This is a genomic window from Aquiflexum lacus, assembly GCF_015476655.1.
GTDB lineage: Bacteria > Bacteroidota > Bacteroidia > Cytophagales > Cyclobacteriaceae > Aquiflexum > Aquiflexum lacus.
On the sequence record NZ_JABFHF010000013.1, the window covers coordinates 24,516 to 50,858 of the forward strand.

21 protein-coding genes are annotated in these 26,343 nt (G+C 37.4%); 13 read left to right on the plus strand and 8 right to left on the minus strand.

Translation table 11 applies throughout. The features are described from left to right. The first annotated feature begins 216 nt into the window (after positions 1-216). Both HMJ38_RS12940 and HMJ38_RS12945 read left to right on the plus strand, forming a co-directional pair. Entirely contained in the window at positions 217-1,356 is a 1,140-nt protein-coding gene (locus HMJ38_RS12940; RefSeq protein WP_317174522.1) for an XdhC family protein, read from the plus strand. Beyond that, positions 1,353-1,946, plus strand: a complete 594-nt coding sequence (locus tag HMJ38_RS12945; protein WP_194974831.1) for a nucleotidyltransferase family protein — start codon at positions 1,353-1,355, stop codon at positions 1,944-1,946. The genes HMJ38_RS12940 and HMJ38_RS12945 overlap by 4 nt, the downstream gene beginning before the upstream one ends. On the opposite strand, the gene HMJ38_RS12950 is transcribed toward HMJ38_RS12945, so the two are convergent. Continuing rightward, positions 1,933-3,087: a cysteine desulfurase family protein gene (locus tag HMJ38_RS12950; protein WP_194974832.1), complete on the minus strand. Its 1,155-nt coding sequence runs from the start codon at positions 3,085-3,087 to the stop codon at positions 1,933-1,935. The two genes, HMJ38_RS12945 and HMJ38_RS12950, sit on opposite strands and share 14 nt — an antisense overlap. A gap of 77 nt (positions 3,088-3,164) precedes the next feature. Here HMJ38_RS12950 and HMJ38_RS12955 point away from each other — a divergent pair, with 77 nt between their 5' ends. Next, positions 3,165-3,521: a hypothetical protein gene (locus HMJ38_RS12955; RefSeq protein WP_194974833.1), complete on the plus strand. Its 357-nt coding sequence runs from the start codon at positions 3,165-3,167 to the stop codon at positions 3,519-3,521. Positions 3,522-3,732: 211 nt separating this feature from the next. Here the strand turns inward: HMJ38_RS12955 and HMJ38_RS12960 are convergent, their stop codons facing one another. Together HMJ38_RS12960 and HMJ38_RS12965 are read right to left on the minus strand one after the other, a co-directional pair. Continuing rightward, positions 3,733-5,892, minus strand: a complete 2,160-nt coding sequence (locus tag HMJ38_RS12960; protein ID WP_194974834.1) for a xanthine dehydrogenase family protein molybdopterin-binding subunit — start codon at positions 5,890-5,892, stop codon at positions 3,733-3,735. A 2-nt stretch (positions 5,893-5,894) separates the two neighbouring features. After that, positions 5,895-6,353 carry a (2Fe-2S)-binding protein gene (locus HMJ38_RS12965; RefSeq protein ID WP_194974835.1) on the minus strand — a complete coding sequence of 153 codons (459 nt, stop codon included), beginning with the start codon at positions 6,351-6,353 and terminating at the stop codon, positions 5,895-5,897. A 308-nt stretch (positions 6,354-6,661) separates the two neighbouring features. Between HMJ38_RS12965 and HMJ38_RS12970 the strand changes: the two genes are divergently transcribed. Genes HMJ38_RS12970 through HMJ38_RS12985 form a run of 4 tightly spaced genes read left to right on the plus strand, consistent with a single transcriptional unit; the run spans position 6,662 to position 11,998 of the window. Further along, positions 6,662-7,498, plus strand: coding sequence for a DUF5675 family protein (locus tag HMJ38_RS12970; protein WP_194974836.1), 837 nt, complete (start codon positions 6,662-6,664; stop codon positions 7,496-7,498). Further along, complete coding sequence (locus HMJ38_RS12975) at positions 7,495-9,225, plus strand: N-acetylmuramidase family protein (RefSeq protein WP_194974837.1); 1,731 nt, start codon at positions 7,495-7,497, stop codon at positions 9,223-9,225. The genes HMJ38_RS12970 and HMJ38_RS12975 overlap by 4 nt, the downstream gene beginning before the upstream one ends. After that, positions 9,225-9,866, plus strand: coding sequence for a DUF4230 domain-containing protein (locus tag HMJ38_RS12980; RefSeq protein ID WP_194974838.1), 642 nt, complete (start codon positions 9,225-9,227; stop codon positions 9,864-9,866). Before HMJ38_RS12975 ends, HMJ38_RS12980 begins: the two co-directional genes overlap by 1 nt. Beyond that, positions 9,863-11,998 carry a DUF4230 domain-containing protein gene (locus HMJ38_RS12985; protein ID WP_194974839.1) on the plus strand — a complete coding sequence of 712 codons (2,136 nt, stop codon included), beginning with the start codon at positions 9,863-9,865 and terminating at the stop codon, positions 11,996-11,998. Before HMJ38_RS12980 ends, HMJ38_RS12985 begins: the two co-directional genes overlap by 4 nt. A gap of 6 nt (positions 11,999-12,004) precedes the next feature. Here HMJ38_RS12985 and HMJ38_RS12990 read toward each other — a convergent pair whose 3' ends face one another. From HMJ38_RS12990 to HMJ38_RS13005, 4 genes are read right to left on the minus strand one after another with little or no spacing between them, the layout of a single operon-like run. Continuing rightward, complete coding sequence (locus HMJ38_RS12990; protein WP_194974840.1) at positions 12,005-14,359, minus strand: GMC family oxidoreductase N-terminal domain-containing protein; 2,355 nt, start codon at positions 14,357-14,359, stop codon at positions 12,005-12,007. Positions 14,360-14,367: 8 nt separating this feature from the next. Continuing rightward, positions 14,368-16,122, minus strand: a complete 1,755-nt coding sequence (locus HMJ38_RS12995) for a metallophosphoesterase (protein ID WP_194974841.1) — start codon at positions 16,120-16,122, stop codon at positions 14,368-14,370. 12 nt (positions 16,123-16,134) lie between these two features. Continuing rightward, positions 16,135-17,022, minus strand: a complete 888-nt coding sequence (locus HMJ38_RS13000; RefSeq protein ID WP_194974842.1) for an acetoacetate decarboxylase family protein — start codon at positions 17,020-17,022, stop codon at positions 16,135-16,137. An 11-nt stretch (positions 17,023-17,033) separates the two neighbouring features. Next, on the minus strand, positions 17,034-18,053 hold the full coding sequence (locus HMJ38_RS13005) for an esterase (RefSeq protein WP_194974843.1): 1,020 nt from the start codon (positions 18,051-18,053) through the stop codon (positions 17,034-17,036). A gap of 413 nt (positions 18,054-18,466) precedes the next feature. Between HMJ38_RS13005 and HMJ38_RS13010 the strand changes: the two genes are divergently transcribed. From HMJ38_RS13010 to HMJ38_RS13030, 5 genes are all read left to right on the plus strand, one after another. Beyond that, entirely contained in the window at positions 18,467-18,970 is a 504-nt protein-coding gene (locus tag HMJ38_RS13010; protein ID WP_194974844.1) for a hypothetical protein, read from the plus strand. 191 nt (positions 18,971-19,161) lie between these two features. Then, positions 19,162-20,310 carry a Gfo/Idh/MocA family protein gene (locus tag HMJ38_RS13015; RefSeq protein WP_194974845.1) on the plus strand — a complete coding sequence of 383 codons (1,149 nt, stop codon included), beginning with the start codon at positions 19,162-19,164 and terminating at the stop codon, positions 20,308-20,310. Between the two features lie 65 nt (positions 20,311-20,375). Continuing rightward, positions 20,376-20,891: a DUF2911 domain-containing protein gene (locus HMJ38_RS13020; RefSeq protein ID WP_194974846.1), complete on the plus strand. Its 516-nt coding sequence runs from the start codon at positions 20,376-20,378 to the stop codon at positions 20,889-20,891. An 82-nt stretch (positions 20,892-20,973) separates the two neighbouring features. Beyond that, positions 20,974-23,454, plus strand: coding sequence for an ATP-dependent helicase HrpB (hrpB, locus tag HMJ38_RS13025; RefSeq protein WP_194974847.1), 2,481 nt, complete (start codon positions 20,974-20,976; stop codon positions 23,452-23,454). Positions 23,455-23,626: 172 nt separating this feature from the next. Further along, complete coding sequence (locus HMJ38_RS13030) at positions 23,627-24,616, plus strand: NAD-dependent epimerase/dehydratase family protein (RefSeq protein WP_194974848.1); 990 nt, start codon at positions 23,627-23,629, stop codon at positions 24,614-24,616. A gap of 60 nt (positions 24,617-24,676) precedes the next feature. Here HMJ38_RS13030 and HMJ38_RS13035 read toward each other — a convergent pair whose 3' ends face one another. After that, the gene (locus HMJ38_RS13035) at positions 24,677-25,294 is read right to left on the minus strand and encodes a hypothetical protein (protein WP_194974849.1); all 618 of its coding nucleotides are present in this window, start codon (positions 25,292-25,294) and stop codon (positions 24,677-24,679) included. A gap of 430 nt (positions 25,295-25,724) precedes the next feature. On the opposite strand from HMJ38_RS13035, the gene HMJ38_RS13040 reads away from it, so the two are divergent. Beyond that, a complete protein-coding gene (locus HMJ38_RS13040; protein WP_228780037.1) occupies positions 25,725-26,300 on the plus strand; it encodes a hypothetical protein in 576 nt (191 codons plus the stop codon). Positions 26,301-26,343: the final 43 nt, after the last annotated feature.

The following is a 26,343-nucleotide window of genomic DNA, read 5'->3' on the forward strand; positions in this document are numbered from 1 at the left end:
AAAAAATATATACTTCTAATCTCCTACATTTTCTTTCAACTTCCAAAAATGCAAATGAAGATTTTACAAAAATACCATGAATTTCTGTGCATTCCCTAATTTATGTTAAAAGTATTTGATTTATCCTACTAAAGTGATTATCCAAATAAAAACAAAAGCCAAGGTCGGATATTAATTATATTTTTACCTCAGTTTTTTTTAGCTTGGTCCAAATAAATGCGAGAACATAAATCCATGAAAGAGCTTCAGCAAATCATTACAGCATACGAAAAAAGTAAAGACCGCAATCAAAAGACAGCCTTGGCCACTGTGGTGAAAGTGGACGGTTCTGCTTACAGAAGACCTGGCGCAAGGATGTTGGTAACTGAAGATGGAGAGCTTACAGGTGCTATCAGTGGCGGGTGTCTTGAAGGAGATGCGTTGAGAAAGGCCCAATCGGTTATTTTTCAACAACAATCCATGGTGGTCACCTATGACACTACCGATGAAGACGACCAGAAATTTGGAGTGGGGTTAGGCTGTAATGGAATCATTCAGGTATTGATTGAACCCATTGATTTGAATGACGAAAATAATCCTGTAGCGTTATTGAAAATAGCTTTGGAAGACAGACAATCAAGTACCTTGGTCACTGTTTTTTCCTTAAAGCATTCCCGATCAGAACAAATAGGAACGAGAATACTTTTAAAAGGAGAAACACACCATGGTTCTTCCGGAAAAATAGATGAAAAATTATTAAAGCAAATTCATGATGATTTTAATGATATAATTGATAAACAGGTTAATACAATAAAAATATATCCTGAATTTGATGATATTCTTGTGTTTTATGAAAGTATCAGACCACCTGTTCAACTTTTCCTTTTTGGTGCGGGCAACGACACCATTCCTCTAGCGAAAATGGCAGCAATACTGGGTTGGCAAATCCAATTGATAGATGGCAGGAAAAACTATGCCACCAAGGAAAGATTTCCTGATGTGTCAGCAATAACAACAGGGCCTCCTGCTGAGGTGGTTAAGCATCTCTACCCTGATTCCAATTCGGTTGCAATGCTGATGACGCATAACTTTGAATATGAATTAGAAGTATTAAATCACCTAATTCCATTCAATTTGCCGTATATAGGAATTTTGGGGCCAAAGAAAAAAACTGAAAAGCTCATTTCAATTTTACGAGACAAAGGTGTCAATGTTTCTATGGAAAATATCTTTGCTCCTACCGGATTAAATCTCGGGGCAGAAGGTTCTGAAGAAATTGCCTTATCTGTACTAGCTGAAATCAAGGCGGTACTCAATAAAAAGACTCCGATTTTTTTGAGAGAGAAATCCGGTCCAATACATGAAGAAGAAAAATGAAACCTTTAAAAACAGGAATTATAATTTTAGCCGCAGGAAGTTCTTCCCGTCTTGGTCAGCCTAAGCAACTGCTGAAATATAAAGGTAAATCACTGATTCAAATGACAATTGATACCGCCATTAAATCTCGAGCAGATACCTGCGTGTTAGTGCTTGGTGCAAATCTTGAATTGATTCTAAAAGAAATCAGAAATTCAAAAATAAATATTGTGATCAACAATAATTGGCAAAATGGCATGGCTTCAGGTATGCAAATTGGATTGGCATTTTTAGAAAAAAAACTTGCCCCAGATCAGGTAATTTTGATTCTTTGTGATCAGCCTTTTGTTGATTCCGAACTCATAAACAACATTATAAATCAAGCTGAATCTGGAAAAGGAATAATTGCCTGTCATTACAATGGAACTTTGGGTGTTCCTGCTCTTTTTTCAAGAAAATACTTTCAGGAATTAAGGGGTCTAATTGGTTCGGAAGGTGCAAAAAAAGTAATTTATGCCCACCAAGATGATCTGGGAAAAGTTGATTTTCCAGATGGTGCCATTGATATTGACACCCCAGATGATTACAAGAAGTTAACTATAGAGGATTAGACTTTCTCAGTTCTTTCACTATCGCTAGCACATGGTCTGCAGCAAACGCTATATCCTTTTCAGTGGTCTCCTTTCCCAAACTAAATCTGATTGAAGCCCTTCCCAAATCAGAACCAAGTCCCATAGCTGCCAATACGTGAGAAGGTTTGGGTAAGATACTTGTACAGGCTGACCCTGAGCTTACAGCAATTTCTTTATTTACCCTTCTGAGTAATTCCTCCCCTTCCACTCCTGAAAATGAAATATTACTGACATGAGAAAGCCTTTTGTTTCGACTTCCGTTCAAAGTGGCACCTACTATACTCAACAATCTTTTTTCCAGTGCATCTCTGAGGGACCCCAACCTTTCTGCATCTTCGATCAATTTATTGGGTCTTAATTGTGCGGCCTTTCCAAAACCCACAATTCCAGGTACATTCAAAGTACCACTTCTAAAGCCCTTCTCATGCCCCCCTCCTTCAATCATAGCCGAGGGTTTGGGTAAATGGTGATTATGTCGAATGTATAGTGCTCCAACTCCCTTTGGACCATACATTTTATGAGCAGAAATAGCCATTAAATGTATACCTCCTGTCGATATCGGAATCTTTCCTGCCGCCTGAACAGCATCCGTGAAAAGAATTATGTCATGCTCTTTAGCCAATTTTATCAAATCTGACATAGGGTGAATAAGCCCTGTTTCATTATTGGCCCACATAAAAGCAAGCATTTTTGTATGGGGTTGAATATTTGATTTCAATTCATTTAAGTCAATATCACCAAATTGATTGACAGGAAGATAAGTAACCTCAGCCCCTTTTGACTCCAAAGACTTGAATGTGTCCAAAACAGCTTTATGCTCTGTTTGGCATGTAATATAATGTTGTTTCTGACCTTTATAAAATTCAAAAATCCCTTTAACGGCCAAGTTAATGGATTCTGTAGCTCCTGATGTAAATACTATTTCCTTTGGCTTGGCTCCAATCAGATTAGCAATCTGTTCTCTAGCTGTCTCCACTGCATCTTCGGCCAACCAACCGTAAGGATGACTATTGCTTGCGGCATTGCCAAAATGCTCTCCAAACCAAGGAATCATGGCCTCAATAACTTCCTTATCACAGGGAGTCGTTGCATTGTAATCTAAGTAAATCGGGTATTTCATGTAATTGACAATGTAAAACCTTTGCCTTATTCAAGCAAGATTTTAAGGATTTACGGCTGAATTAATTAATTTTGAGTATGCAAGAAACTTGGAAATTTGATATTTCAACATCTATTCAGGATAGAAGCCTTGAAAGTCTCATTCTGAAGATCCTTCTTGAAAAACAAAAGGATATGGGAATATTTCTTTCATACTACTATAAAAAAGAAGGAGCTGTGGTGGAAAATGTTCAATTAGCTGGGCTCATTAACTTCTTAAATGAGTTTCATGGTTATTTTTTGGTGGATTTTGAATTGATACATTTTAATGCCTGCCTCAATATCCATGAGCAGAACAAAGAGAAAATGAAACTCCAATTTGAAATTGACCGAGATTCAAAGCAGATTATTTTGACAGGTCCATATTGGCCTGAAAGGGAGATGGATGAGATTTGAAGAAGACCTGAGATATTAGATTTAAGAATTTAGATCGATATCAGGTCTTTATTTCAGAAAAAATTTAATTTATTCAAATGAATCTCAGTTCCCCAATACAAGGGACGGAATTTGTCTCTTGGTTCTAATATCTTATCTCACTTGCCACGGCTAGAAAAGGCATAAAAAAACCTTCCCAGCAGTAAATCCACTGGGAAGGCGTTGAGAGAATTTAAGTTCTCTTGATCTGTAATTTGATTTCGGAGAATTCTTTTTGTTCTATAAAAGGTTGTGTTCTAATTCTTCGACCTGTGGCTGCGAAAATTGCGTTTGCAATTGCACCACCTGTTGGAGGAAGTGCAGGCTCCCCTAGTCCGGTAGGTGCAAATCCGCTATCCACATAATGAACATCTATTTCAGGAACTTCCTTCATCCTGATTAACCGGTAGGTATCAAAATTCTTTTGTTTTGGAAGTCCATTTTCAAAAGTCATATTGGTGAACATGGCATGCCCCATTCCATCCACAATACCCCCTCTAATTTGTTGATTTGCACCTGTTGGATGGACTACTGTTCCACAATCGGTAGCTGCTGTGATTTTTTTCAATACAGGCTGTCCATTTTCCATTTCGATATCAGCAACTTGAGCCACATAGGACCTATGCGAGAAATACACGCTGAACCCTTGCATTACATCCTTGTTTTTACCCCAATTGGATTTGTCTGCGGCTGTTTGAATAACTCCTCGCATCCTGTCTATATCATAATGTATCTCACCAACAGGATTATTTTTGGCCCTATCCAAGAGTTCCATTCTCAATTTCACAGGATCTTGTTTTCCCGCCAATGCTACTTCATCCAAAAAGGATTGTTCTGCGTAGGCCAAGAAATTAGTAATAGGTGCTCTCCATGCATTGGTTGTAATCGGGGATTTGTGCTCGACATTTTCAATCAAGAGATTATCAACAGAACCGGAGGGGAAGTTATTTTCCCTGGTGGAATTACCTGCATTGATCCCAACACCTCTGAGTTTATATCCGATCATTTTTCCCTGCTCATCCAAAGCAGCTTGGAACCTATATCTTACAGCCGGTCTGTAAGCACCGCCCGTCATATCATCTTCTCTGCTCCAGGTTACTTTAACAGGTTTATCAAGCATTTTTGACAATTCGGCTGCTTCTACTACAAAATCAGCCGCCAGTCTTCTGCCAAAACCTCCACCAAGTCTTGTCAATTCCACTGTTATGTTTTCCTGAGGAATATCTAGTAATCTTGCAGTCTCCATTCTTGCCCTGTCGGGTGTTTGTGTGGGACCTACTAATTCCACCTTATCTCCCTTTACATGTGCAAAGAAATTTTGGGGCTCCATGGGTGAATGGGATAAAAACGGGCATTGGTATTCACTCGTGATTACCTGAGCAGCATTCTTGAAGGCTGTTTCCACATCACCATCTTTCCGCATGACCCTTGCATCTTTACTATCAAGCAGTTCCTTAAATATGCGGTCATGGTCAAAACTGCTTTCAACAGTTCCATCAGGCTCATATTCTATTCTAAGCTTGTTTTTTGCTTTAATCAGTGGCCAAGTGGAATCACCAACAACCGCTACTTTATTTTTGAAGACGATCACATCAGAAACCCCGGCAACTGATCGTGCTGCTGAATCATCAACAGATTTGATTTTCATGCCAAAAGGAGGCCGCGTTATCATGGCATTGACCATTCCCTCTCTATAGAAATCCAAGCCAAAAAGAGATTGGCCTGTATAAATTTCTTTTCCCTTGACATTTTTGACAGGTGTTCCAATGATTTTAAAATCTTTAGGATCCTTTAAACTTACTTCCTCCGGCGCTGTTAATTTGGAAGCATCTGCAACCATCTCACCATAAGAGAATTTCTTTTTTCCATTGTGGAAGATTTCTCCTTTTTCAGTGGTCAGTTCACTTACTGGTACTTGAAGCTTTTCGGCAGCCGCAGCCAACAATAAATGTCTTGCAGTTGCCCCTGCTTTTCTCAACCTTTCCCAGGAATGAGGCATGGCACCGGAACCTCCGGTAAGCTGTCTGTCATATTTTTCATTATCCAAAGCCGCTTGAAATACCCTTACCTTGCTCCAATCAGCATCAAGTTCTTCCGCTACAATCATTGGAAATGAGGTGATGATATTTTGACCCAATTCAGGATTAGGTGAATAAATCACTATATCCCCTGTTGGAGAAATGGATAAATAGGCATTGAAATCATGAACCTGTGAGAGCACTTCCTGATCGGTAAGTACCTGAACTTTCGGAGAATCACAGCTGGCCCAATTGAAACCTATAAATAGACCTCCTGCTGTAGTTCCAGCAATTTTAAGGAAGTCCCTCCTATTTGTTTTTGTTAGATTTGCCATGATTATTTAAGTTTTGCTGCCATTGCTACTGCTTCTCTGATTTTGTGGTATGTTCCACATCTGCACAGATTCCTATTCATCACATTCTCTATTTCTTCTAGAGAGGGATTTGGGTTTTTCTTTAGGAATGCAGATGCTGTCATAATTTGCCCGGTCTGACAATAGCCACATTGTGCTACATCGACATCAGCCCATGCTTTTTGTACAGGGTGGTCTCCTTCTTCTGATAGACCTTCAATAGTTGTTATTTTATCTGAACCAACACTTGATACAGGTAAAGTGCAGGCATAAACTGCTTCATCATTGAGATGGACCATACAAGCACCACACTGGGCGATACCGCAGGAATATTTGGTACCTACAAGACCAAGATGATCTCTTAAAACCCAAAGCAAAGGGGTATCATCATCAACATCTACTTGATGTTCTTTGCCATTAATTCGAAGTTTGAAATTTGCCATTTGTCAAATTTTTATGGTTAACTCTTAAATTTAGTGAATTTGTATTTCCATTCAAGTCCAATAGCATACTATTTTTAAAGTATTTTGATAAACAATGAGATTGTTTCCTTGAATGGAGAAATAAATTTTATTTGATGGCATATTCAGAATCCTAATCAGGCTATAATTTATATATATTTTTATTTTTTCTTAAAGTTAACTCTCCATTTACTTGATTATTAATGCGTTAATATTTAAATTTTAGCATTAAATATTGTCTTTTTTGCCTCTATTAGATTTTACATTGATTTTATCTTTGAAAAAGCAACATGAAAAAATTTGCTGCAATTTTAATTATAGCGCTCCTTGCCATCCTTGTATTGGTAATATTCACCAATCCAGAGGTTTTGGGCAAAGCTTGGTTATATGTGTTGGGTTTTATTGGATATGTGGTTGTATTGGTAGAAAATGGTTTTAAGAAAATCGCAGTAGCTTTTACAGGTCCCAAAGAAAATAAACCTGATGCTCCACAAAAACCAACTCTTGATCAAAATCATGAATCCCATGAGATTGCCCAGAGAAACAAAGAAATTGCCTTATTGCAACAAAGAATCAAAGACCTTGAAATCAAACTTCAAGAGTCTCAAACTGATGATGGCACACTATTGGGAAAATGTACACTCACTGTTTTAAGGTACATTGATGATGGTGAAACTACATTAGGACTGATATTCCTTAGAAATAAATTTTTTGCATATACTCTTGAAGATACCCATCGGGAAGAAAAAATAAGAGGAAAAACAAGAATTTCACCGGGTATTTATACCATTGGATATAGCCCTGTCGATCCGGCCCAATCTAGGATAACAAGAGATTATCTAAGAATTTATAGTCCTTGGTTTACCAAACACTTACACCTCAAAAATGTACCCGATTTTGAAGGAATATACATTCATGTTGGAAACAATCATGAGAATACTGAGGGCTGTATTTTGATCGCAGATGGTGTATCAGCAGGTACCCAACAAAAAATGCTTCAAAGTTCTAGAAGCGCATATCAAAGGTTTTATAAAATTATCTCCGCCCTTCTCGATTCCAATGAGCAGGTAAATATTCAAATACTCAATGAAGACTGGTTTGATCGAAGTAAACTGACATCATTATGAAAGAATTGAACAACAACTTTTACCAAATGTTGATAAAAATCACTGCAACAGTGATTTTAACCATCGTCGTAGGTTTTTTCCTCAGACATTTTTTTCAGGAAGACCAAAGCGTCTTGTCATGGACTATTCCATCTATCCTTGCCTTAGGGATAGTTTATTGGATAGTTATCAGCTACTATAAGGAAAAGGATGTGAGAGACTCCTATTATGTCAATAAATATCATGATGTCTTTTTTAAAGGTACTATAATATTTGCGATTCTATTGGTGACGATTTCCTTTATCTATAGTGTTTTGATGTACTTGGAACAGAAGAACATATTTGCCATTGTTGGCTTGCTGATGCTGGTAACTTGGTTGGCTGTTTTTATGATCTATTTTGTTTGGTCAGTTTATCATTACAATATTAATTTCGGGATCACTGATGGGGAATGGGCAGAAATAGCAGAAGCCAAAAGACAGGGTCGGAATTTGGAACTGGAAAATCCAGCATTCCAGATCCGTGAACCTAAGTACAATCCCTACCGAAGTCAAACCTTCGGACTTCCTCCTGGTACTGTAAGGGGTATGATTGCTTTTACCCTATTGTTTGGGGGTATTTCGTTGTTGGTAGCCAGCATGGGTACAGAAGAAATTAATCCGGAAATGATGCAATTGAGGATTCAACAATTCGAATTTTTTGAGACAGCCTTTTTGATGATGATTGCTTTCTACTTTGGCGACAGGTCCCTCAAATATTTTAGGGAAAGATGGAAAAATCCAAACCAAACTGGTACCGACCAGGATCCGTCAATTGCAAAAACCTCATCAAGCACTTCTAAGAATGACAGTATTCCTGCAACAACTTACGGCTTCGTCGACTCTGTATCAGATGACGATAGAGCCTTTTTTGAAGAGGATCGGGAGTTTGGGCTTTCAACCCAAAAAGAAGAACCAGGCCCTTCAAATCTTACAGAGCTAAAAAACACTTTGAAAAACACTTCAACTGAAGCCCCAGAAGAGATTCATACATTTGGTTTTGTACAAATCAAGGATAATATCAACGGTAAAATTCTCAATGATGATCAACTGATGGAATCCCTTGAAAACCTTGCTGAGACCAAAGATCTTATACTGTCTCTGCCTGTGGTCAAAGCTGTAATCGAAGTTGAATCATCTGGCCGAGGTCATCTTAAAAATGGAGATGCCAAAATTCTTTTTGAAGGCCATCTCATGTGGAGACTGCTAAAAAACAATGGTATGTCAGAGGATGAATTGGAAAAACTTCAAAGATCCAATAAAGATATCCTTTACAAATCCTGGACAAGAGAGTTTTATAAAGGAGGAATCGGAGAATATGACAGGTTGGAAAGGGCGAAAAAGATTGACCCTAAACTGGCTGTCTATTCTGCTTCTTGGGGCTTGTTTCAGATTTTAGGTGAAAATCTTGATCACAATATTAAATCGCGATTAGGTGATGGAGAAGATCAATATAAGTCCTGGATTGAATTTGAGGCCATACAGCATGAACACGAAAAATACCATTTTATGGATTTTATGGCATTCATCATGACCAAGAAATTTAAAGGTACCCCTTTGATTAATTTCATTTCGGAAAATGAAAATAATAATGGAAATTATAACTGGGCAAACTTTGCTCATGGGTATAATGGAAGCGGATATAAAGCAAACAAATATGATATAAGATTGCAGGCAGCTTACGAAAAATACAGGAAAATCCATCAGTGATGAAAGCCAAAATTTCATTAACACCTTACCTATACTTTGCTTCTATACTGCTTATTTTGGCAGTGCTGATCTCCTCCTGTCAAAATAATGACAGAGCGCTTATTGTGGGCAAAATCCAAAACGCTTCAGATTTGGCTACTACCGAATTTGTGATCGACAAAATTGTTTTTGGTACCAAGACCAAAAGGCTTGCCTTTTTCAAAATCAATGAAGCCAGCTTTATGGCCTATTCCCAAGCAAAAGTCAAGACAGGAATTGACCTGAGTAAAATCAGAGAAAGTGACATCAGAATTGAAGGAAACAAAATCCATCTCAGACTTCCACCTATAGAAGTGATCAATTTTTCATATCCGCCTGCAAGTTTTGTTGAAGATTCTTTGATTTCAAATCCCAAAATATTTCTCAACAAAATAAATATCAGAGATCAGGAAGAGTTTTTCCGTCTTGCCGAACTCGATATAAGGGAAAATCTACAATATATGGGAATAGTCAAAACCACACAGAACCATACTCGGCAAATGTTCAATGTGCTTTTAGGCTCTTTGGGTTATGAGGAAATCTACATCAATTTTGAAAATGACGACTTGATCATTTCCAAGGTCAATTTATTGGTAAACCCTGAAAACCTGGTGGAACAATGATAGGATGGCTCCTCAGAAACTGGAAATTTTTACTCGATATAGTTATCGTTTTGGCTATAGTAGTACTGATTTTCATTTGGAACCCGATGGGGATTTTTGGAGGGGGAATAAAATTAAAAAATACTGCCAATATGGTATCCGAAGTCAATCAAATCGGTCAATTGGTAACCGCAGAGTATTATGGTGAGGTCATCGCATCTATAGATGAGGCCAGGTTAGATTTGATTGAAGATGATAATATCAGTAACAATGCCATTATTTTATTTAGTGATATCAAATCTGCTTTGGGTAACTTAAAATCTTTCCAAGAATTGCCCAAGGCAGAAAAAGATCAGGAATATTCAAAAATGACACCTGTAAGCGGCTGGAGAAGAATTATTCGGTATGACGTAAATAGCCGGAATATTGCAGATAAAATGGATTTCCATGGATTTATGAATGATATCGTAGCTGATCCTCTTTATGACGACATGTTGGAATACATTTATAGGCTCAAAAGCAAGAGGCCGAGAAATGTACAATGGGATCCAAATCCTAGGCATAAAGAGGAAGCATTGTTTATGATATATAATGAACTCCCAAGTCCGAATGAAAATCTTGATGTAGAAGATTTTAAGCAGTTCTATTACCAAAATAAAACAGCTGAACTCAGTAAGAGCGAAACCCGAAAAAAACTGGCGATGGTTGGCAGAGGTTGGGTAAAAGCTGGCTTTGATTTTTCTGAATTGAAGGAATCTTCTGTCATCATCAATGAGGACCGTGGCGAAATCCACATCATGGGACTCACTCCACAAATCCTTAATGCAGATATCAACCCTTGGTTTATTCCTGAAAAAGGAATTCCAGGATTTGAAATACTGGATGACAATGGAAGAGTAGACTTCAAAGATGCCAAACTCGTCAAAGAATATTGTGTTGAGAAACTTTTAGCCTTTGCACATAGGGCTGATATCCTCCAAAAAGCAGAAGATCAAGCTTCTGAAACATTGAAAAACCTTTTCACCTTAATTACAGGGAAGGAAATAAGAAAAGTAGTTTTTCATAATGACAGGATTATCCAAATCGCCAATAGGATTGAAAAAGAACAAACTGTAAGTCGGTTTGATGTGGTGCTATTGGATTCCTTGCTACAACAGGAATTTGATCTGATTAAAATATTAGCCGATTCAGCCAAAACTGACCCTAGAATAAGACCTGCTTTGCTTCTTAAAGAAAACAATATCGCATTCGTTATCAAAAATTTAAGGAACATTTCATTTATGGGAATGGATCTCAATTATGGATATTTTTCCAAACAGGTCTTGGGCATTGCCTCAGATGGGATCCTAAATGAAAAAGAAATTCAAATTTTGGATTCGCTGCGGATTGATTGGGAATTGATGGATAGAATTGATTATTTTAATAAGCCTATCCCCTATCCGATTTATTTCTGGTATGACAATCCAGGTGAATATATTACAGATTACAATGCTGCAATTTCTTTTTTAATGAGTAAAAATTTGGTTATCGGGGAATTGGAAAATGTTTTAAAAAATATCAGCGAGGTGGACTCTGCTTATTTGGCTTCAAATAAAGTATTGAACAGTAAGAAGTTCAATGAAACGGAAATTGTTTTGACCCAAGTTCAAAATCCAATTGATGCCGAAGACACCTTATTCAGTCTTTTGTATCCATATCAATACAACAGTAAAATCATCTCTGATTTTATAAATACCAAAGATATCAAAGATGTAAAAATAACTGAACCCAATCCATCAGATAGTAAGTATTGGCATCTTTACCACACTGAATATGGACAAGTAATACAATTGATTCCTGCAGAGTTTCTCGATTGGATAGCGCCGCCTCTTAAAACAAAATTGATAGAGAAGGGAGCCATGAATTTTAATAATAAATTTATACTCTTTGCTGACCCAAGGGACTTCACTAAATTTCTCCAGGATTCAATTACAATGATTGCGAGCGAACAAAGCTTGGAAATGGCTACTTTTATTGAACTATTGATCAATGCCAGAACTGAATACCAAACTGAGGGAGCTTTGAAGCGGGCCAACAATTGGGCGAGAAAGAAATTAGAACAAAGGCAGTCTGAACCCAAATGGATGACCTCTTTTCGGGAATCTGTCAAATGACTGTGACTATTCTTTTTTTCCGAGTTTCTTGAAATATGTTTCAAAAACATTTCCTCCAAAGAACTTTCCAAATGTAGTGATTGCCTTCAATCCCTGGATTTTATTGGAAGTATTCAAAGCCTTCATTGTTGTGAGTTGTTTGGCAAAATCTGCGGGTTGGATAATCAGTTTTCCTTTTCCTAATATCTTTCCATCCTCTGATTCTCCCTCAAAAACAGTAATGAATAAGGTGGTAGTATCTTTCCATACATCAAACCCTTTATTATTGTATACATCCTTGAATCCTCTGAAATAATATTTTTTACCTTCCTTACTGAGAAGAACAGTCTTGTACAACATTTTTTTCCTTTCAGGATCCTGACTATTTTCAATAAATAGGTTGAAGGTACCCTGAATGGCTGCAAGGGGTTCTGATGAAAGTGAAGGAACCAACATTGTGCCATACATTCCTGCTTCATGAGTGGATACTCCAACAAAAGACTCCACATCTTCTGACCTGATGGTCAGGGTAAATTGAAATGCTGAATTAGAATTTTTCCCCTTCTCAAATCCTTGGTGATAATCCTCTTTTTCCTCTGTTGAAAAATAGCCTTTCATGGTTTCGGTAAACTGAACACCGGGCTTGATATTGGGACTTGAATCTTTTTCCGGAAGGACATTGAATCCATAATCTAAATCTAAATCCATTTCTTCTGCGATCAGCTTACAACTTCTTTCAGCCAATGCACTGATGGTCAATAAAGGATTGGTACCTACAGGTCTTGGAATAACTGCCCCATCCATAACATACAGGCCATCATGAAGTTCAGTACCTGAGGTTCCTGAAAAAACCTGACCTTTATGATCGGTAACCCCTAGCCCGGCATGATCAGCCATACCACAGCCCCCAAGTGGATGGACAGTTACCAAATCATAATCCATTCTTTTATTCCATGTTGGATTGGGTACTTTTGTTCCTCCCAAAGCTCTAGTGGCACTTAGTAACTTGTCTTCGACTTTTTTGAATATTTCCTGTTTGCCCACACCCTGCCAATTTATACGAAGCTGATCATCCTCAAATACCATTTGCCCATTTCCATCATCATGTGTCATTACCAAATAGATTTGTGTATGATTGATAGCACCATAAAAAGGTCCTCTGACCATGCTTACTATCTCCCGCCATTTTCTCTTAAAAAAATTATTGGAAAAAATCCTGTCTCTGTTCAAACCAAACAATCTGGAGAATGTCAGGAGTGTGCCGGGCATGATACCCCTAATTGGCCCGGGAACTGTACCTTCTTCCAAAGTCATTCCGTTTTCCATTACCGACCCATTCCGCATATCGATCACTGAAGTAATGCATGGCCCTACCTCCGAAACTTGACCATTTCCTCTTTTACCGAGCCCAATACCGTTTATCGGTACGTCATTGTTGTATCCAAATCCTAAAGCATCACCGTTACCGGTAAATCTTTTCCCCAACATGGAGGAAACTTTCAAACCTTTTTGAGCAGAGCGGAAAAGGATCTCTGTGGAACCCAAAGATCCTGCACTTAATATTACGTTTTGTGCATAAACAAACATTTCCGGCGTGTCAAAAACCTCCCTTCCAGTATTCAAGGGGTTGAAATAAACTTTCCAATTTCCATTTGATTTTTCCACGTATCTAACATTGATCTCAGTAAAAATATCGGCACTGTGATTAAAAGCATCAGGAAGATAATTCATGGCAGTGGTGTTTTTGGCGCCAACATTACAACCTGTGACACAATCTCCGCAATTGTTACATTTTGGTTGTTGGATTCCAACGTGGTTGTCAACTCTGTCTTCAAAGGTCACATTGATATCAAGTAATTTGAATTCTTCAGCCATACGGTTTGCCGATATGCGCATTGCTTCGGTTTTTTTCAACACAGGATACCCATTCTCATTTTCGGGATAAGGATTGGGTTGAAGCATTTCCCATGCCCTTTGTAATCCATCTTCAAAGGAACCCACATCTTCCCTTATAGCTGTCGGCCATTCTTTTTGCTCCATTACCCTAGGTTCAGGTTTGATGGAAACATTCGCATTGACAAGCGATGTTCCTCCAAGTCCACATCCTTTAAAGACATTGATTCCATCTCCAAAATTGAATTCATACAAACCATTTCTGGATTCAGAACCTTTGCCTTTTTTCATGTTCATTTCCAAAGCGGCTTCTTTCAGGGTTTTTGGAAATTGACCGGGTAAAAATTCTTTTCCTTTTTCAAACAGACAGACAGATTTGCCTAATCGCGACATTCTTGATGCGGCTATACTTCCGCCATATCCCGAACCAATTACAATAAAATCATAATGACTTTTGAGTTCTGATAAAGATTTGGATAGTTTTTTCATGGTCTTGTTTAGTGAGCTATGTTGATGGGATTTTCTTCTATGAGGTCATATTTTACTTCATCTCCTTTATATTGAGGGTCTTTGCCGGTTCCTTTGTTTACATCCTTCCAGTTTTTAACCACTGTTTTTACTCCTATTGGATAAATGGTTAAGGCTTTTTCGTCTAAGTGCAGCCTTAAAAAGTTCTTATAATCCTCTCCCAAAAATGACGATGATGCCTCTGTGATGTGATTGTTGAGAAAATTACCACTGATAAGAAGATACAGACCGAAAAGTATACCACTTAAAATTCCACCAACTACAATCATTTCAGCTGAAAACCATAAGACCTGTTGTAAGCTATCAATTTTCATCCCTTGCGTAAATAAATTATACCTGGAAAATAGCCATATCAGTATATATAAATTGGCAACATGCAAAATACCATGTACTCCACCTGCGATATAGTTCCAATTGCCTTTACCTGATTTGACATCCGTAAAAACCAACAATCCACCAAACAGTAATAAATTCAAAGCCAATACGGACGGGATATGACTCAAACTACCTCCAATCAAGGATAAATATTCCCCAATCCCTCCATCAAATAGTGATATACTCTTTGCACTTTCCATGAATGTTGAGGGGTCACTTTTAGTACCGACTTGAAGTAACCAAGCAGTGAACAGGTGAAAAATGCCGAAAAACAAAAGCATGCTTACATTATAAAAAGGAAAAAGCAAATTTTTGTAACCGAGCATTATAGAGTCACTTTTGGAAGGAAATGTAGGTTCCATCAAAGTCGCATTGTATCCTTCGGAAGCATTGATTTCCTTTTTTAGCGTATGTGTTGTATGCATAAACGCACCACCGCCACCTGCTGTAATGAGATGGCATTTTTTGTTGATGATTCCTTCTTCTACATAATGAGAGTAATGGTGCAAGTCACCTGTCAAAATAGTGGTTACCTGAATACTTTTGTTTTTACCTCCATAGAAGCAATCCGGATCCTCAAGATGGGTTTTGCCAAAAATGATTTTATCAATAAAAAACTTGAACCGGTCATGGGCAGAGCTTTTTTGACTGAAAGACTTGTACACCCAAGATGGTTCTGCCGTTACTAAAATAATTTTATTATTTGCCTGAATGTCATTCTTTGCAATTTCCCTAAAGTAATTGAGTTGGGGAATATCAATATCTGCATTTAGTTGGATATCAATGCCCAACAACCAGTAGTTATGGGGTAATTTTAAAGCAAAATAACTTCTAGTTTGTTGTGTCCTCCAATTACCCATGGATCTTTTTTGGAGAAACACTTTGATGAAATTGGTCAGACCATCATACCAATCATGGTTGCCAGGAATAGCATATAAATGTGGCGGATCAGGGTCATTTCTATTTCCGGGAAAAGCTGCATGAAATGGCCCTTGCAACCTATTTCGGTATTCATGCATTTCCGGAGTGGGATAAACTTCATCTCCACCCATGATCAAAATTTTTCCTCGTTTTATTTTTTTGCCCTTGACTTCAAGATGATCTTTGGCAAGAAGGTGCGCCATCGTATAAGTAGGATTAAAGCCATCGCCTAAATCCGAAATATAATCGATCCAAATATCCACTCTGTCAGAATAATCAATATAATCCAATTTAGGGTCTAGTGCAGCCTGCATTTCCCTCCTATCCGCAAAATTTCCAAAAACAGAAGATACCACCGTTTTCATACCGGTAGATGCCAATTGCTTGGGATCATACCAGTTTACCATAGGTTTTTTCTCAAATTTCATAAGTAATTAAGGTTATTTGATTTTATATTTTTCGAAATCAGTGATAGAAGGATCAGGCAGCCATTCCTCACTTTGACCAAGGTTTATGACACTTTCCAATCCCTCAGGCATTTCCTTTGGTGGTTCATCATAGGTCATAAACCAACTTTCAAAATGATCATCCAAGATACCTACTGTTTTGGGCATGAATACTGTGAAAAAAGGGTCGGGATTGATGTCAATGCCCCTTAGAAATGAAACATTGGGATGATCACCTATGTATAAATTGGCCTTGGCTTTGCCGAATAAATTGATGCCTGCTTTGGTGTCAAAATAGATATAGGATGCCATTAGCATGTTTCTGAACCTACAATAATTAGTGGCTCCTACCTTTAACCTAATGGAAGGGCTGTTCGGTCTTACAATTTCAATTCTGAAAACAAACTGTCCATCTTTTTCATACTGGCTGCTAACGGTGGTGTCGGTAACCTTAAAGTCCAGATTTGCAATATGTTTCGGCATGCCCCAAATGCCTTTGCCCCCTTTTACCGATACTTCTGAACTTACAGGCAAATCAAGAATAAATTGACCTGTCCCATATTTTTTGAGCATCATGGAATTGAGGATACGGGGGGCAGGTTTGGAGCCCTTGGTGCAACCTATTGCAATGCTGTATTCAATGTATTTGCCGATGCTGGTGTCCACATAGTCAATGACAGTGATCAATAGCGCAGCTTTTCCATTGGGCAATTTCATGGCATGGATTTCATTTCCGGGCAGCAAAGCGTTGGCTTTATCCCAATCACAGGTAAATCCTGCCATCATCGCAGGGGAATTGCGGGCGCTGACGGGCATTTGGTAAGGTATTCCATCAACAAGGGCATATTTCCCTTCATAATGTTTGATCCTTTTGGGAGGCATAATTTTTCATATTAGGGCTTGTTTAGTTCATCAATCATAATCGGAAATACATCTATATGGGAGTTTTTGCCAAAAAACACATCCAAATGGCTATACTCTTCCAATAGATACAACCGGTGGGCTCCTGGGTCCAACCTCTCTAAATATTCAAAGGTATTCTTTTGACTGTCCGGTAGAAAACAGAGATTTTTTACTCCACTGAACAGAACAATTCTTGCATCAGGTTTGAAATTCTCGGGAGCATATGATTGGCCATTACTATTATTTTTTGAAACCAAAACACCGTGATTGATACAAGACCTGATATGTTTGAAGAAGGACAAAGGAACCTCTGCAAATTCATTTTGAATCCACTCCATGGTTTCTTTATTCAAATTTTTAAGTAACCAAAGTGCTGGAAATCCCGAACCGTAAGTAAAGCTCACAAACTTACCCACCATAGTATCTTTTTCCGGATGGGTTACCTTTACCAACTTTCGGAGCAATTTTGTTTTAAAATCAGGTGCTTCCTTGCCCCATTGAGGATTGAGATAGGTGAATATCGTATTGACAATAGGAACCAAAAACTTCAGTTTAAATATGGACCATTTTGGAACAACTGGATGCAGAGATACTGCATTACTGATAATAGTTTTAACTTCGGGTACCAATCCCAAAGAAACTGAAATCATAAAACTGGTGCTCCCCTGACAATGTATGATGGCTTTAATTTCTTGATGACTCGTGAGCTCCACTACCTTCTTAACAGCTGCGGGATGATCATTTTTAGCTACAACGTCCAAATCCCATTCATTGGGTTCCAAATCGATACTTGCTCTCCAATTTTCCAACCATACATCATATCCATCTTCCGCTAAAACTTGTATGATATTCTTTTCCGTTGGAGCATTAAAGATATTTGCCCTTACTCCTGCACCATGAACCAATAGTACAGGTCCTTTCGATGGAGTTTTTTCTGATTTGAAATGCCAAAGATTCAAGGGAAATCCATCTTTCGCTTTAAAGTCTATAATTTCAAATTTATCATTCATATTATTTCAAAAATTACCCTTAATTTAATATAAAAAATTGTTTAATGCTTCAAATACTTCACTATTTATTAATGAGCAGGCTATATTACAATGTTAATTTATCAGGGTTTTTCGAGATATTTTATTTTTATCAAACAGGATTGTTCTTATCAAACCATCAACAATTAGATGATTTTTTGAAAATTAAGCCACCTTTTTAAGGTAATTTTAAAAGTGATCTAAATAAAAATCAACTATATCTATAATTATAAATCATTTTTGAAAGCACTAAAAAATATTTCATACATTATATTTTGTATTATAAGTTTTTTTTAATTAAATATTTTGATATATAATTATTTATACCTTATTTTCAATCAGTTAAGTCACCCAAAAATATTGAATTTTAGTCACCCCCTAATATCAATAAAGGCATGAAAAATTTAATCACCAGGATATTTGCTTTAGCATTAGTTGTTTTTGTGTTATTTCAGATTCAAAATTTAACAGCTCAGACACTAGCCCCGTTTCCCGCCAAATATTCTTTCGTAAATGGATCTGAGTCGGGAGAGATTATAAAAAGTGATAATACCGTCAATGAGGTAATTATTCCTTCAGGAGAAAATGAATATGCCTCTGCTCATTTTCTTCCAATTTCCTTAGAAGGATTGTCTAATTCATTTCAATCCTTTGGATTTGGTAAAAACCATCTATTGATGATCAGTCTATGTCTTTCTGCATTCTTTTTGGTGCTTTCTCACAAGAATCGATTCGAAACTGATATTTATGAATTTTATCATAGATCTTCATCTGGAGAAGTATTATTTGATAGTGTTGAAATGGCCAAAAACCATGAATTCAAAAGTTTTATTGCCATAAGTACAAAAATCATTGGATTGATATCCGGCCTTATTGCAATTATCCTGATTGTTTTTTGATAATTACTAAGAGATAGAATAAAGTCTTTCATAGATTCCAATTTTTTAATCATAATTGGTGGAAAGGTCTACTGTAGCAATACAGTGGCCTTTTTTCTTTTTAACCCCTCCCAAAGCCATTTTTGGCATGGTATTTTTTATATTACGAATCTTGCTCCTATCTTTAATCTACATTTCAAACCAAAATACCAATGAACAGAAAAATCAATGCAGCCATAGTAGGTACCGGCTTTATAGGACCCGCACATCTTGAAGCATTAAGAAGGCTTCCAAATATAGAGGTTACCGCTTTATGTGAAGTAAATATCGAATTGGCTAAAGAAAAGGCTGAAATTTTGGGTATCCCAAATGCGTATACTTTTGAAGAAATGCTTCAGCAGCCTGACATTGACATTGTACACATCTGCACTCCAAATTTTTTACATTTTTCTCAATCCAAAGCAGCTTTGTTAGCTGGGAAGCATGTAGTTTGCGAAAAACCACTTGCAACAAAAATTGAGGAAGCAGAAGAGCTTGTAACTTTGGCCAAAGAAAAAGGATTGGTGAATGCGGTACATTTCAACCTTCGCTATTACCCCATGGTGCGCCAAATGAAAACCATGAGAGAAGCAGGGGAATTGGGAGATGTTTACAGTATCATGGGCTCATATCTTCAGGATTGGTTATATCTTAATACAGACTATAATTGGAGATTAGAACCTGATAAATCAGGAGATTCAAGGGCAATTGCTGATATCGGTTCTCACTTATTGGATTTGACAGAATATGTGACAGGACTTAGGGTTATAGAAGTAATGGCAGATTTCTCGACCGTGCACAAAACGAGATTGAAGCCCTTAAAGCCCATTGAAACTTATTCGGGAAAAATGCTTCAGGAATCAGATTATGTAGAAGTGCCCATCAATACTGAAGACCATGCAACCGTGATGTTACGTTTTGACAACGGCAACAAAGGTTCTGTTACAGTAAGTCAGGTCAATGCTGGTAGGAAAAACCGCCTGAACATTGAGATTGCTGGATCTAAAGCTAATTTTGAATGGTGTTCGGAAAGGCCTAATGAAATGTGGATCGGTAAAAGAGAAACTGCCAATCAACAGCTGATGAAAGATCCTTCTCTATTTTCCAGAGAAGCAGCAGGTTTGATCAGTTTCCCTGGAGGACATAATGAGGGTTTTCCTGATACTTCCAAACAAATGTTCAAAGAAGTATATGCTGCTGTCAGACAGGGCAAACAACCTTCAAAACCAACTTTTCCTACTTTTGAGGATGGGATGCGGGAATTGTTAATATGTGAAAGAATCATCGAAAGTCACAGAAAAGAAGCTTGGGTGAAGATTTAATACTTCATTTGACAACTAAAATGATTCTTTTGAGTTAATCCAAACAAACATAAAATCAATAAACCATGAAAAATTTTATTTTTGCAAAGTTCGGTGTCATGACCTTGACCTTTGCTTTGATAGCAGCTTTGGCTATCGCACAGGATGATAAACCAAGTCCTGCCCGTACTGCTGAAGGAACCATCAACGGTGCCAAAATCACCATCAACTACAGCAGTCCTGCCGTCAAAGGTCGGGTTATTTGGGGAGATTTGGTACCTGTTGGACAGGTTTGGAGGGCTGGAGCAAACGATGCTACCACTTTTGAAACTTCAAAGGATATAAAAGTGCAAGGACAGACTTTACCTGCCGGTAAATATTCCCTTTTCATTATCCCTAATGAAGGAGAATCTACCCTGATTTTCAATAAGGTGGCCAAACAATGGGGTGCATATTCTTATGATGAAAGTCAAGATGCCCTGAGAGTCAGTATACCATCCAACTTTGGAGATAAAATGGAAGAAAGACTGGTATATGAAGTGAAAAATGACCGTGTCGAAATGAGATGGGAATACGGTATCAGTTTTGCGAAAATTGAATAATTAAATATCTAAATACAATCTGACCACTGATTCTTATGAATTTCAAAAGAATCAGTGGTTTTTTATTTTAAATCCAAATCGCTTGAATTTCGATCCCTATTCTATCAAACTTCCTATACTTGATATCCTCAGTGAAGTCAAGGAAAAACTGAACAACTTCAATACCCTTGTTGTAAACGCTCCTCCGGGCGCAGGTAAAAGCACGCTTCTACCTCTCGCTTTATTGAATGAGCCATTTTTGAAGGGTAAGAAAATTCTCATGTTGGAACCAAGGAGATTGGCAGCTAAAACCATCGCATGGCGAATGTCTGATCTGCTGGGTGAGAAAGTCGGTGAATCCATCGGTTACCGAATCAGATTTGAAAGTCAGGTTTCAGAAATTACCAAATTAGAGGTATTGACAGAAGGGATTCTCACAAGAATGCTTCTTAATGACAATGCTCTTGAGGATATTGGTTTGGTTATTTTCGATGAATTCCATGAAAGGAACATTCATGCAGATGTGGCCATGGCCCTGTGCAGGGAAGTTCAGCAAGTTTTAAGACCTGACCTACGGATTTTAGTGATGTCCGCTACCTTGGACATGCCTCAACTTCAGATGCTATTAAAAGCGCCATCTTTAAAAAGTGAAGGAAAAATGTTTCCTGTTGAATTTCATTATTCAGGTGATTTTGATCCATTCTTGATGCCTGAAATGGTTTCCAATACAGTTATAAATGCTTCCAAAAATCATGCAGGGGATATTTTGGTCTTCCTACCCGGTCAGGGGGAGATAAAAAAAACAGAAGCTATTTTGAGAAAAAATTTACCTGAATTTGCTATTCATCCGCTTTATGGACAACTGAGTCCCCAAGCTCAACATCAGGCCATTTTCCCCAATAAAAAAGGAAAAAGAAAAGTTGTTTTGGCTACATCTATCGCAGAAACAAGTTTAACCATAGAAGGAGTTTCGGTAGTGGTAGATTCTGGATTTGGCAGGACATCAAAATTTAATCCGCGATCGGGTTTATCAAGACTGGAAACTATTCGAATTTCAAATGATTCAGCCGATCAGCGTGCAGGAAGAGCAGGAAGATTGGGTCCCGGGCATTGTTACCGGATGTGGTCAACCTTCACCCATTCCCAATTACAGGAATTCAGAACCCCTGAAATTTTGGAAGCTGACCTGGCTTTTTTGGTTTTGGATATGGCAAAATGGGGAATTGAAAATGTCCAAGACCTCACTTGGTTGACTCCTCCCCCACTGGGAACTGTAGCACAAGCCACCGAACTGTTACATGAAATCAATGTGTTGGAAAAGGGAGAGATTACAGTCCATGGGAAAAAAGTACATCAGATTCCTGCCCATCCTAGGATTGCACACATGCTGATCATTGCGGAAGAATTGGGGAAAACAGCCCTGGCCACAGACATCGCAGCTTTATTGGAAGAAAGAGATCCTTTGGAACCGGAAATGGGTGTAGACCTCAATCTGAGGATAGAAGGATTGAGAAGGGCTAGAAGGGAGAATCTTTTCATCAAAGGTTTTAACAAAATTGAGAAAGTCGGTAAACAATACAGAAAGATGCTGAAGATAGATGAGGAGAATACGCCCGTGGACTCTTTTGAAACCGGTCTTTTGATAGCTTACGCCTATCCTGAGCGGATTGCAAGTGCCAGACCTGGAAACAACGCCCAATTTCAAATGGCCAATGGCAAAATAGCCATGATGGGGCACAGAGATGATCTTGCAAATGAATCATGGATTGCCATATCGCATGTAGATGCAAGAGATGGATTGGGAAAAATATTCATGGCATCACCACTAGACCCCAAAGACCTCCTTCCAATGATCAAAGAAAAGAGAATGGTCAAATGGGACAAAAAGGAAGGGGAATTGAAGGCTTTAAAAAATATCTGCATTGGATCAATTATTCTTAAATCCATTCCTTTAAAGGATGTGTCCTTAAATGAAAAAAAAGAGGCCATAATTTCAGCCATAAAGGAAGACCCTGATTTATTGAACTTTAGCGAAGATGTAAGCCAGCTTCTTAACAGGGTAAATTCATTAAAAGTGTGGAATCCAGCTGAAAACTGGCCTGATTTCAGTAAGCAGTATTTAATCAAGCATTTGGAACAATGGATTTCCCCTTATCTCGATGACGTCAAAAGAGAAGAAGATTTATGGAAACTTGAACTGAATGAAATACTGTTTCATTTTTTGGATTTTGAGCAACAACAAAAAATCAATGAGTTAGCTCCCCCAAAAATCCTAGTTCCCAGCGGAAGCATGGTTCCTCTTGAATATCGCACTGAGGGAGAGGTTCCTATACTTTCCGTAAGACTTCAGGAAGTTTTTGGTTGGCTTGAAACCCCAAAAATCAATCGTAATCGAACTCCCATTTTGTTACATTTATTGTCTCCGGGTTTTAAGCCTGTTCAGGTCACTTCTGACTTGAGAAGTTTTTGGACCAATACGTATTTTGATGTTAAAAAAGATTTGAAACGAAGGTATCCAAAACACTCTTGGCCTGAAGATCCATTGAAAGCCGACGCCGTCAAAGGAGTAATTAGAAAGAAATGATTTATGATTATCCGACTATATACCATTAGTTTTTCCACGAAAATGGTTGGAAGACAGAAGGATCATATTCATTCATTAGTTGAATAGAAGCTGCCAAATCAATTTTTGGATTATTGAAGAATATTATAAATTAGATAAATTTTTGAAATTTTTCCTACCAATTTTACAGTTCATGAAAACATTTATTACGGGTGCATCTGGTTATTTGGGACAAAAGTTAGCATGGAAGCTAGCAGAATCCGGCGAACATGTCCAAGTTTTGATCCGAAACAAAAATATAGCTGTTCACCTGATGCATCCCAATATCAAGATTTTTTATGGAGATATTTTGGACTTAAAAAGCGTCAAAGAGGCTTTGGCTGATTGTGAAGTCATTTTTCATGTTGCAGCATTGGCCAGAGTGTGGTCAAAAAACCCAGAGGATTTTTTTACTGTAAATGTTGACGGAACAAAAAACCTTATTCAAGCGGCTAAAGAAGCAAATGTCAAAAAATTCATCTTAACAAGCAGTACAGGAACTATTGGTCCATCTCTGAAAAAACCGAATGATGAAAACACTTCAAGATGGTCGAGTTTCAACAATGATTATGAATTATCCAAATATTTAGCTGAGGAGGAAGTTCAAAAAGAAGTATCCAATGGATTCCCTGGGTTGATAGTAAATCCTTCCCGTATTTTTGGGCCCGGTTTAGAATCTCCAAGTTCAGGAATAAACCGTCTGATAGCAGGATATCTCAAAAACAGAATTGCCATTATGCCAACCAATCACCGCGCTTTGGGTAATTATGGATATATTGATGATATTGTAGAGGGCCATATCAAAGCCCGGGATAAGGGTGAAATTGGACAGAAATATATTTTAGGAGGAGAAAACAAATCTCTTGGAGAGCTTTTTAAAACCATTCAAAAACTTAGCCCACAACGAGGTATCATTCTTAAATTTCCTATTTGGCCTTTAAAATATTGGTCATCGTTTGAATTGTTTCTGGGTGATAAATTTGGAAGAACCCCAAAAATAACTCCTGATTTTGTAAAGAGAATCAATCAAGACGCTGCATTCAGTTCAGAAAAGGCGATCCAAAATCTAGGGTATAAGGTTACTCCCTTTGAAGAAGCCATTGAAATTACTATTCAATTTTTATGGCACAAAAGATCAACATGAAGAGCTTAGCATTGATGAGAACAACAAGTTTGCATGGCTTACAAAGACCTATGTACAGGTTCAAAGATTATCCAGATAGTCTAATAAATTAAGAAAACATGCAACAGTAAAAGGTGTCACTTGCATCTCTTCCATTTTGGCAAGGTATGTATCTCTGACCTCCTTGTATTTTGAAGGATTGTATAGTTTGGCTAACGTAATCCCTCTTGAAGATCTGTAGGTGAAATTTTGTGTGAGGATATTTTTGTCCGGATCTTCATTAAAGAATCTTTCGAGCTTTTTACCACTTGAAAAATTATCCATCCATGGAAATCCCAATTTGATCATGAAGTCTTCCACTTTTTCTATAACAGGTCCGATCTCAAGGTCATTCTCCAAAAAATATCTTCTTGGCATATTTGAATCTATGCTATCCATTGTTTCCACCAAAGTGATACTTCTGTCCTTATAATCCCCCAATGTTGGTAAAAACTTATGAATGATGGTTTCAACTTGATCAAACCGGACTCCCAGATGATATTCAAAATAGGTAGCGTCATTAAAATAAGTATGATGAAAAAATATTATCTGTTTTCCTTGAACAAATGATTTGGAATATAGCAATTTTTTGGGCTCCAAATGAAAGCCAAAATCAGTTAAAAAGTTTTCATGGAGCAATATCATTTCTTTGATTTTCATGCACTATTCCAATTTATGTTTTGATATAACGAATATCTTTTATCTTTATTTTAATCCTTTTGATAAATATTATATTATTTTAGTTAATTATTCCAAATTCTTAAACATCCCTGTTTTTTTATGATGTCTTGCCGGAATCTTTTAGTGGATTTGATGAATTTTCTTTTTGAAATATTTTGTTTAAGTAATATTTAAAAGAGTAGCATTTAAATATTAAGTTATCAATAGGTGTTTTTTTTGTATGTAAATTACAAAAATTAAGCCATTTTAATCAAAAAAATTAAAAAAAATTATGGTTTGGAAAAAATTAAATTTTGACCAATTGAGAAATCTGTTGATTTTCTGTGGTGAAAATAATTTCACTATGAGCTATAATTCCCAAAAAAAGACTATAACAGGTTATGATTCAGAACATAATAAAATTTTAATCTTGAGATTATCAATCGATCTGAATTACATACCCGAAGAAAATAAGGTGATAAAACTGGGTTTTATCAACCATATCATTTTATTGATCAAATCCGGAATTGCTTCTGTTGCATTATTTGAAAACACGGAATTGATGGATCACAAAGTATTTAGGGCCTACATGGTAAGAAAAAAGCAGGGAAAAAGTCAGGTCAAATACCTCAAGACAAAAGGAAAATCCAGAGCCGGTTCCAGGGTTAGGCTCCAGGAAACTTTGGATTTTTTTGAAGACATCAATACCAGGCTTATCTCCTATTTTGAAGAATATAGGGTTGACCTGATTGCTATGAACAGCTCGAAAATACTATTGCCGTATTTATTTGAAAGTAAATCCAAGACACCCTTTGAAAAAAAGGACATCAGACTTTACAAGATTCCCAAGCATATAGCGTCTGCTACGCATGAGAACTTGCTAGAAGTAAATGAACAGTTGTTTTCAAGCGCTGCTTTTATAACAGAAATGGGTACGGACATTTTTACAAATATCATTTCGATCAATGAAGATTTAGACGATGATGGCAAGGAAGAAGACTGGTAGATCTCGAAAAACTCAATTTGGAACAATATTTGGTACAGAAGGT

Bases quoted from the DNA above. Each gene is read 5' to 3' on its own strand.
- HMJ38_RS12955 (WP_194974833.1), top strand. From the start codon at position 3,165: ATGCAAGAAACTTGGAAATTTGATATTTCAACATCTATTCAGGATAGA.
- HMJ38_RS13020 (WP_194974846.1), top strand. From the start codon at position 20,376: ATGAAAAATTTTATTTTTGCAAAGTTCGGTGTCATGACCTTGACCTTT.
- HMJ38_RS12950 (WP_194974832.1), bottom strand. From the start codon at position 3,087: ATGAAATACCCGATTTACTTAGATTACAATGCAACGACTCCCTGTGAT.
- HMJ38_RS12990 (WP_194974840.1), bottom strand. From the start codon at position 14,359: ATGAAAAAACTATCCAAATCTTTATCAGAACTCAAAAGTCATTATGAT.
- HMJ38_RS13035 (WP_194974849.1), bottom strand. From the start codon at position 25,294: ATGAAAATCAAAGAAATGATATTGCTCCATGAAAACTTTTTAACTGAT.
- HMJ38_RS12975 (WP_194974837.1), top strand. From the start codon at position 7,495: ATGAAAGAATTGAACAACAACTTTTACCAAATGTTGATAAAAATCACT.
- HMJ38_RS13030 (WP_194974848.1), top strand. From the start codon at position 23,627: ATGAAAACATTTATTACGGGTGCATCTGGTTATTTGGGACAAAAGTTA.
- HMJ38_RS13015 (WP_194974845.1), top strand. From the start codon at position 19,162: ATGAACAGAAAAATCAATGCAGCCATAGTAGGTACCGGCTTTATAGGA.
- HMJ38_RS12980 (WP_194974838.1), top strand. From the start codon at position 9,225: ATGAAAGCCAAAATTTCATTAACACCTTACCTATACTTTGCTTCTATA.
- HMJ38_RS13000 (WP_194974842.1), bottom strand. From the start codon at position 17,022: ATGCCTCCCAAAAGGATCAAACATTATGAAGGGAAATATGCCCTTGTT.
- HMJ38_RS12960 (WP_194974834.1), bottom strand. From the start codon at position 5,892: ATGGCAAATCTAACAAAAACAAATAGGAGGGACTTCCTTAAAATTGCT.
- HMJ38_RS12970 (WP_194974836.1), top strand. From the start codon at position 6,662: ATGAAAAAATTTGCTGCAATTTTAATTATAGCGCTCCTTGCCATCCTT.
- HMJ38_RS12985 (WP_194974839.1), top strand. From the start codon at position 9,863: ATGATAGGATGGCTCCTCAGAAACTGGAAATTTTTACTCGATATAGTT.
- HMJ38_RS12940 (WP_317174522.1), top strand. From the start codon at position 217: ATGCGAGAACATAAATCCATGAAAGAGCTTCAGCAAATCATTACAGCA.
- HMJ38_RS13010 (WP_194974844.1), top strand. From the start codon at position 18,467: ATGAAAAATTTAATCACCAGGATATTTGCTTTAGCATTAGTTGTTTTT.
- HMJ38_RS12995 (WP_194974841.1), bottom strand. From the start codon at position 16,122: ATGAAATTTGAGAAAAAACCTATGGTAAACTGGTATGATCCCAAGCAA.
- HMJ38_RS12945 (WP_194974831.1), top strand. From the start codon at position 1,353: ATGAAACCTTTAAAAACAGGAATTATAATTTTAGCCGCAGGAAGTTCT.
- HMJ38_RS13005 (WP_194974843.1), bottom strand. From the start codon at position 18,053: ATGAATGATAAATTTGAAATTATAGACTTTAAAGCGAAAGATGGATTT.
- HMJ38_RS12965 (WP_194974835.1), bottom strand. From the start codon at position 6,353: ATGGCAAATTTCAAACTTCGAATTAATGGCAAAGAACATCAAGTAGAT.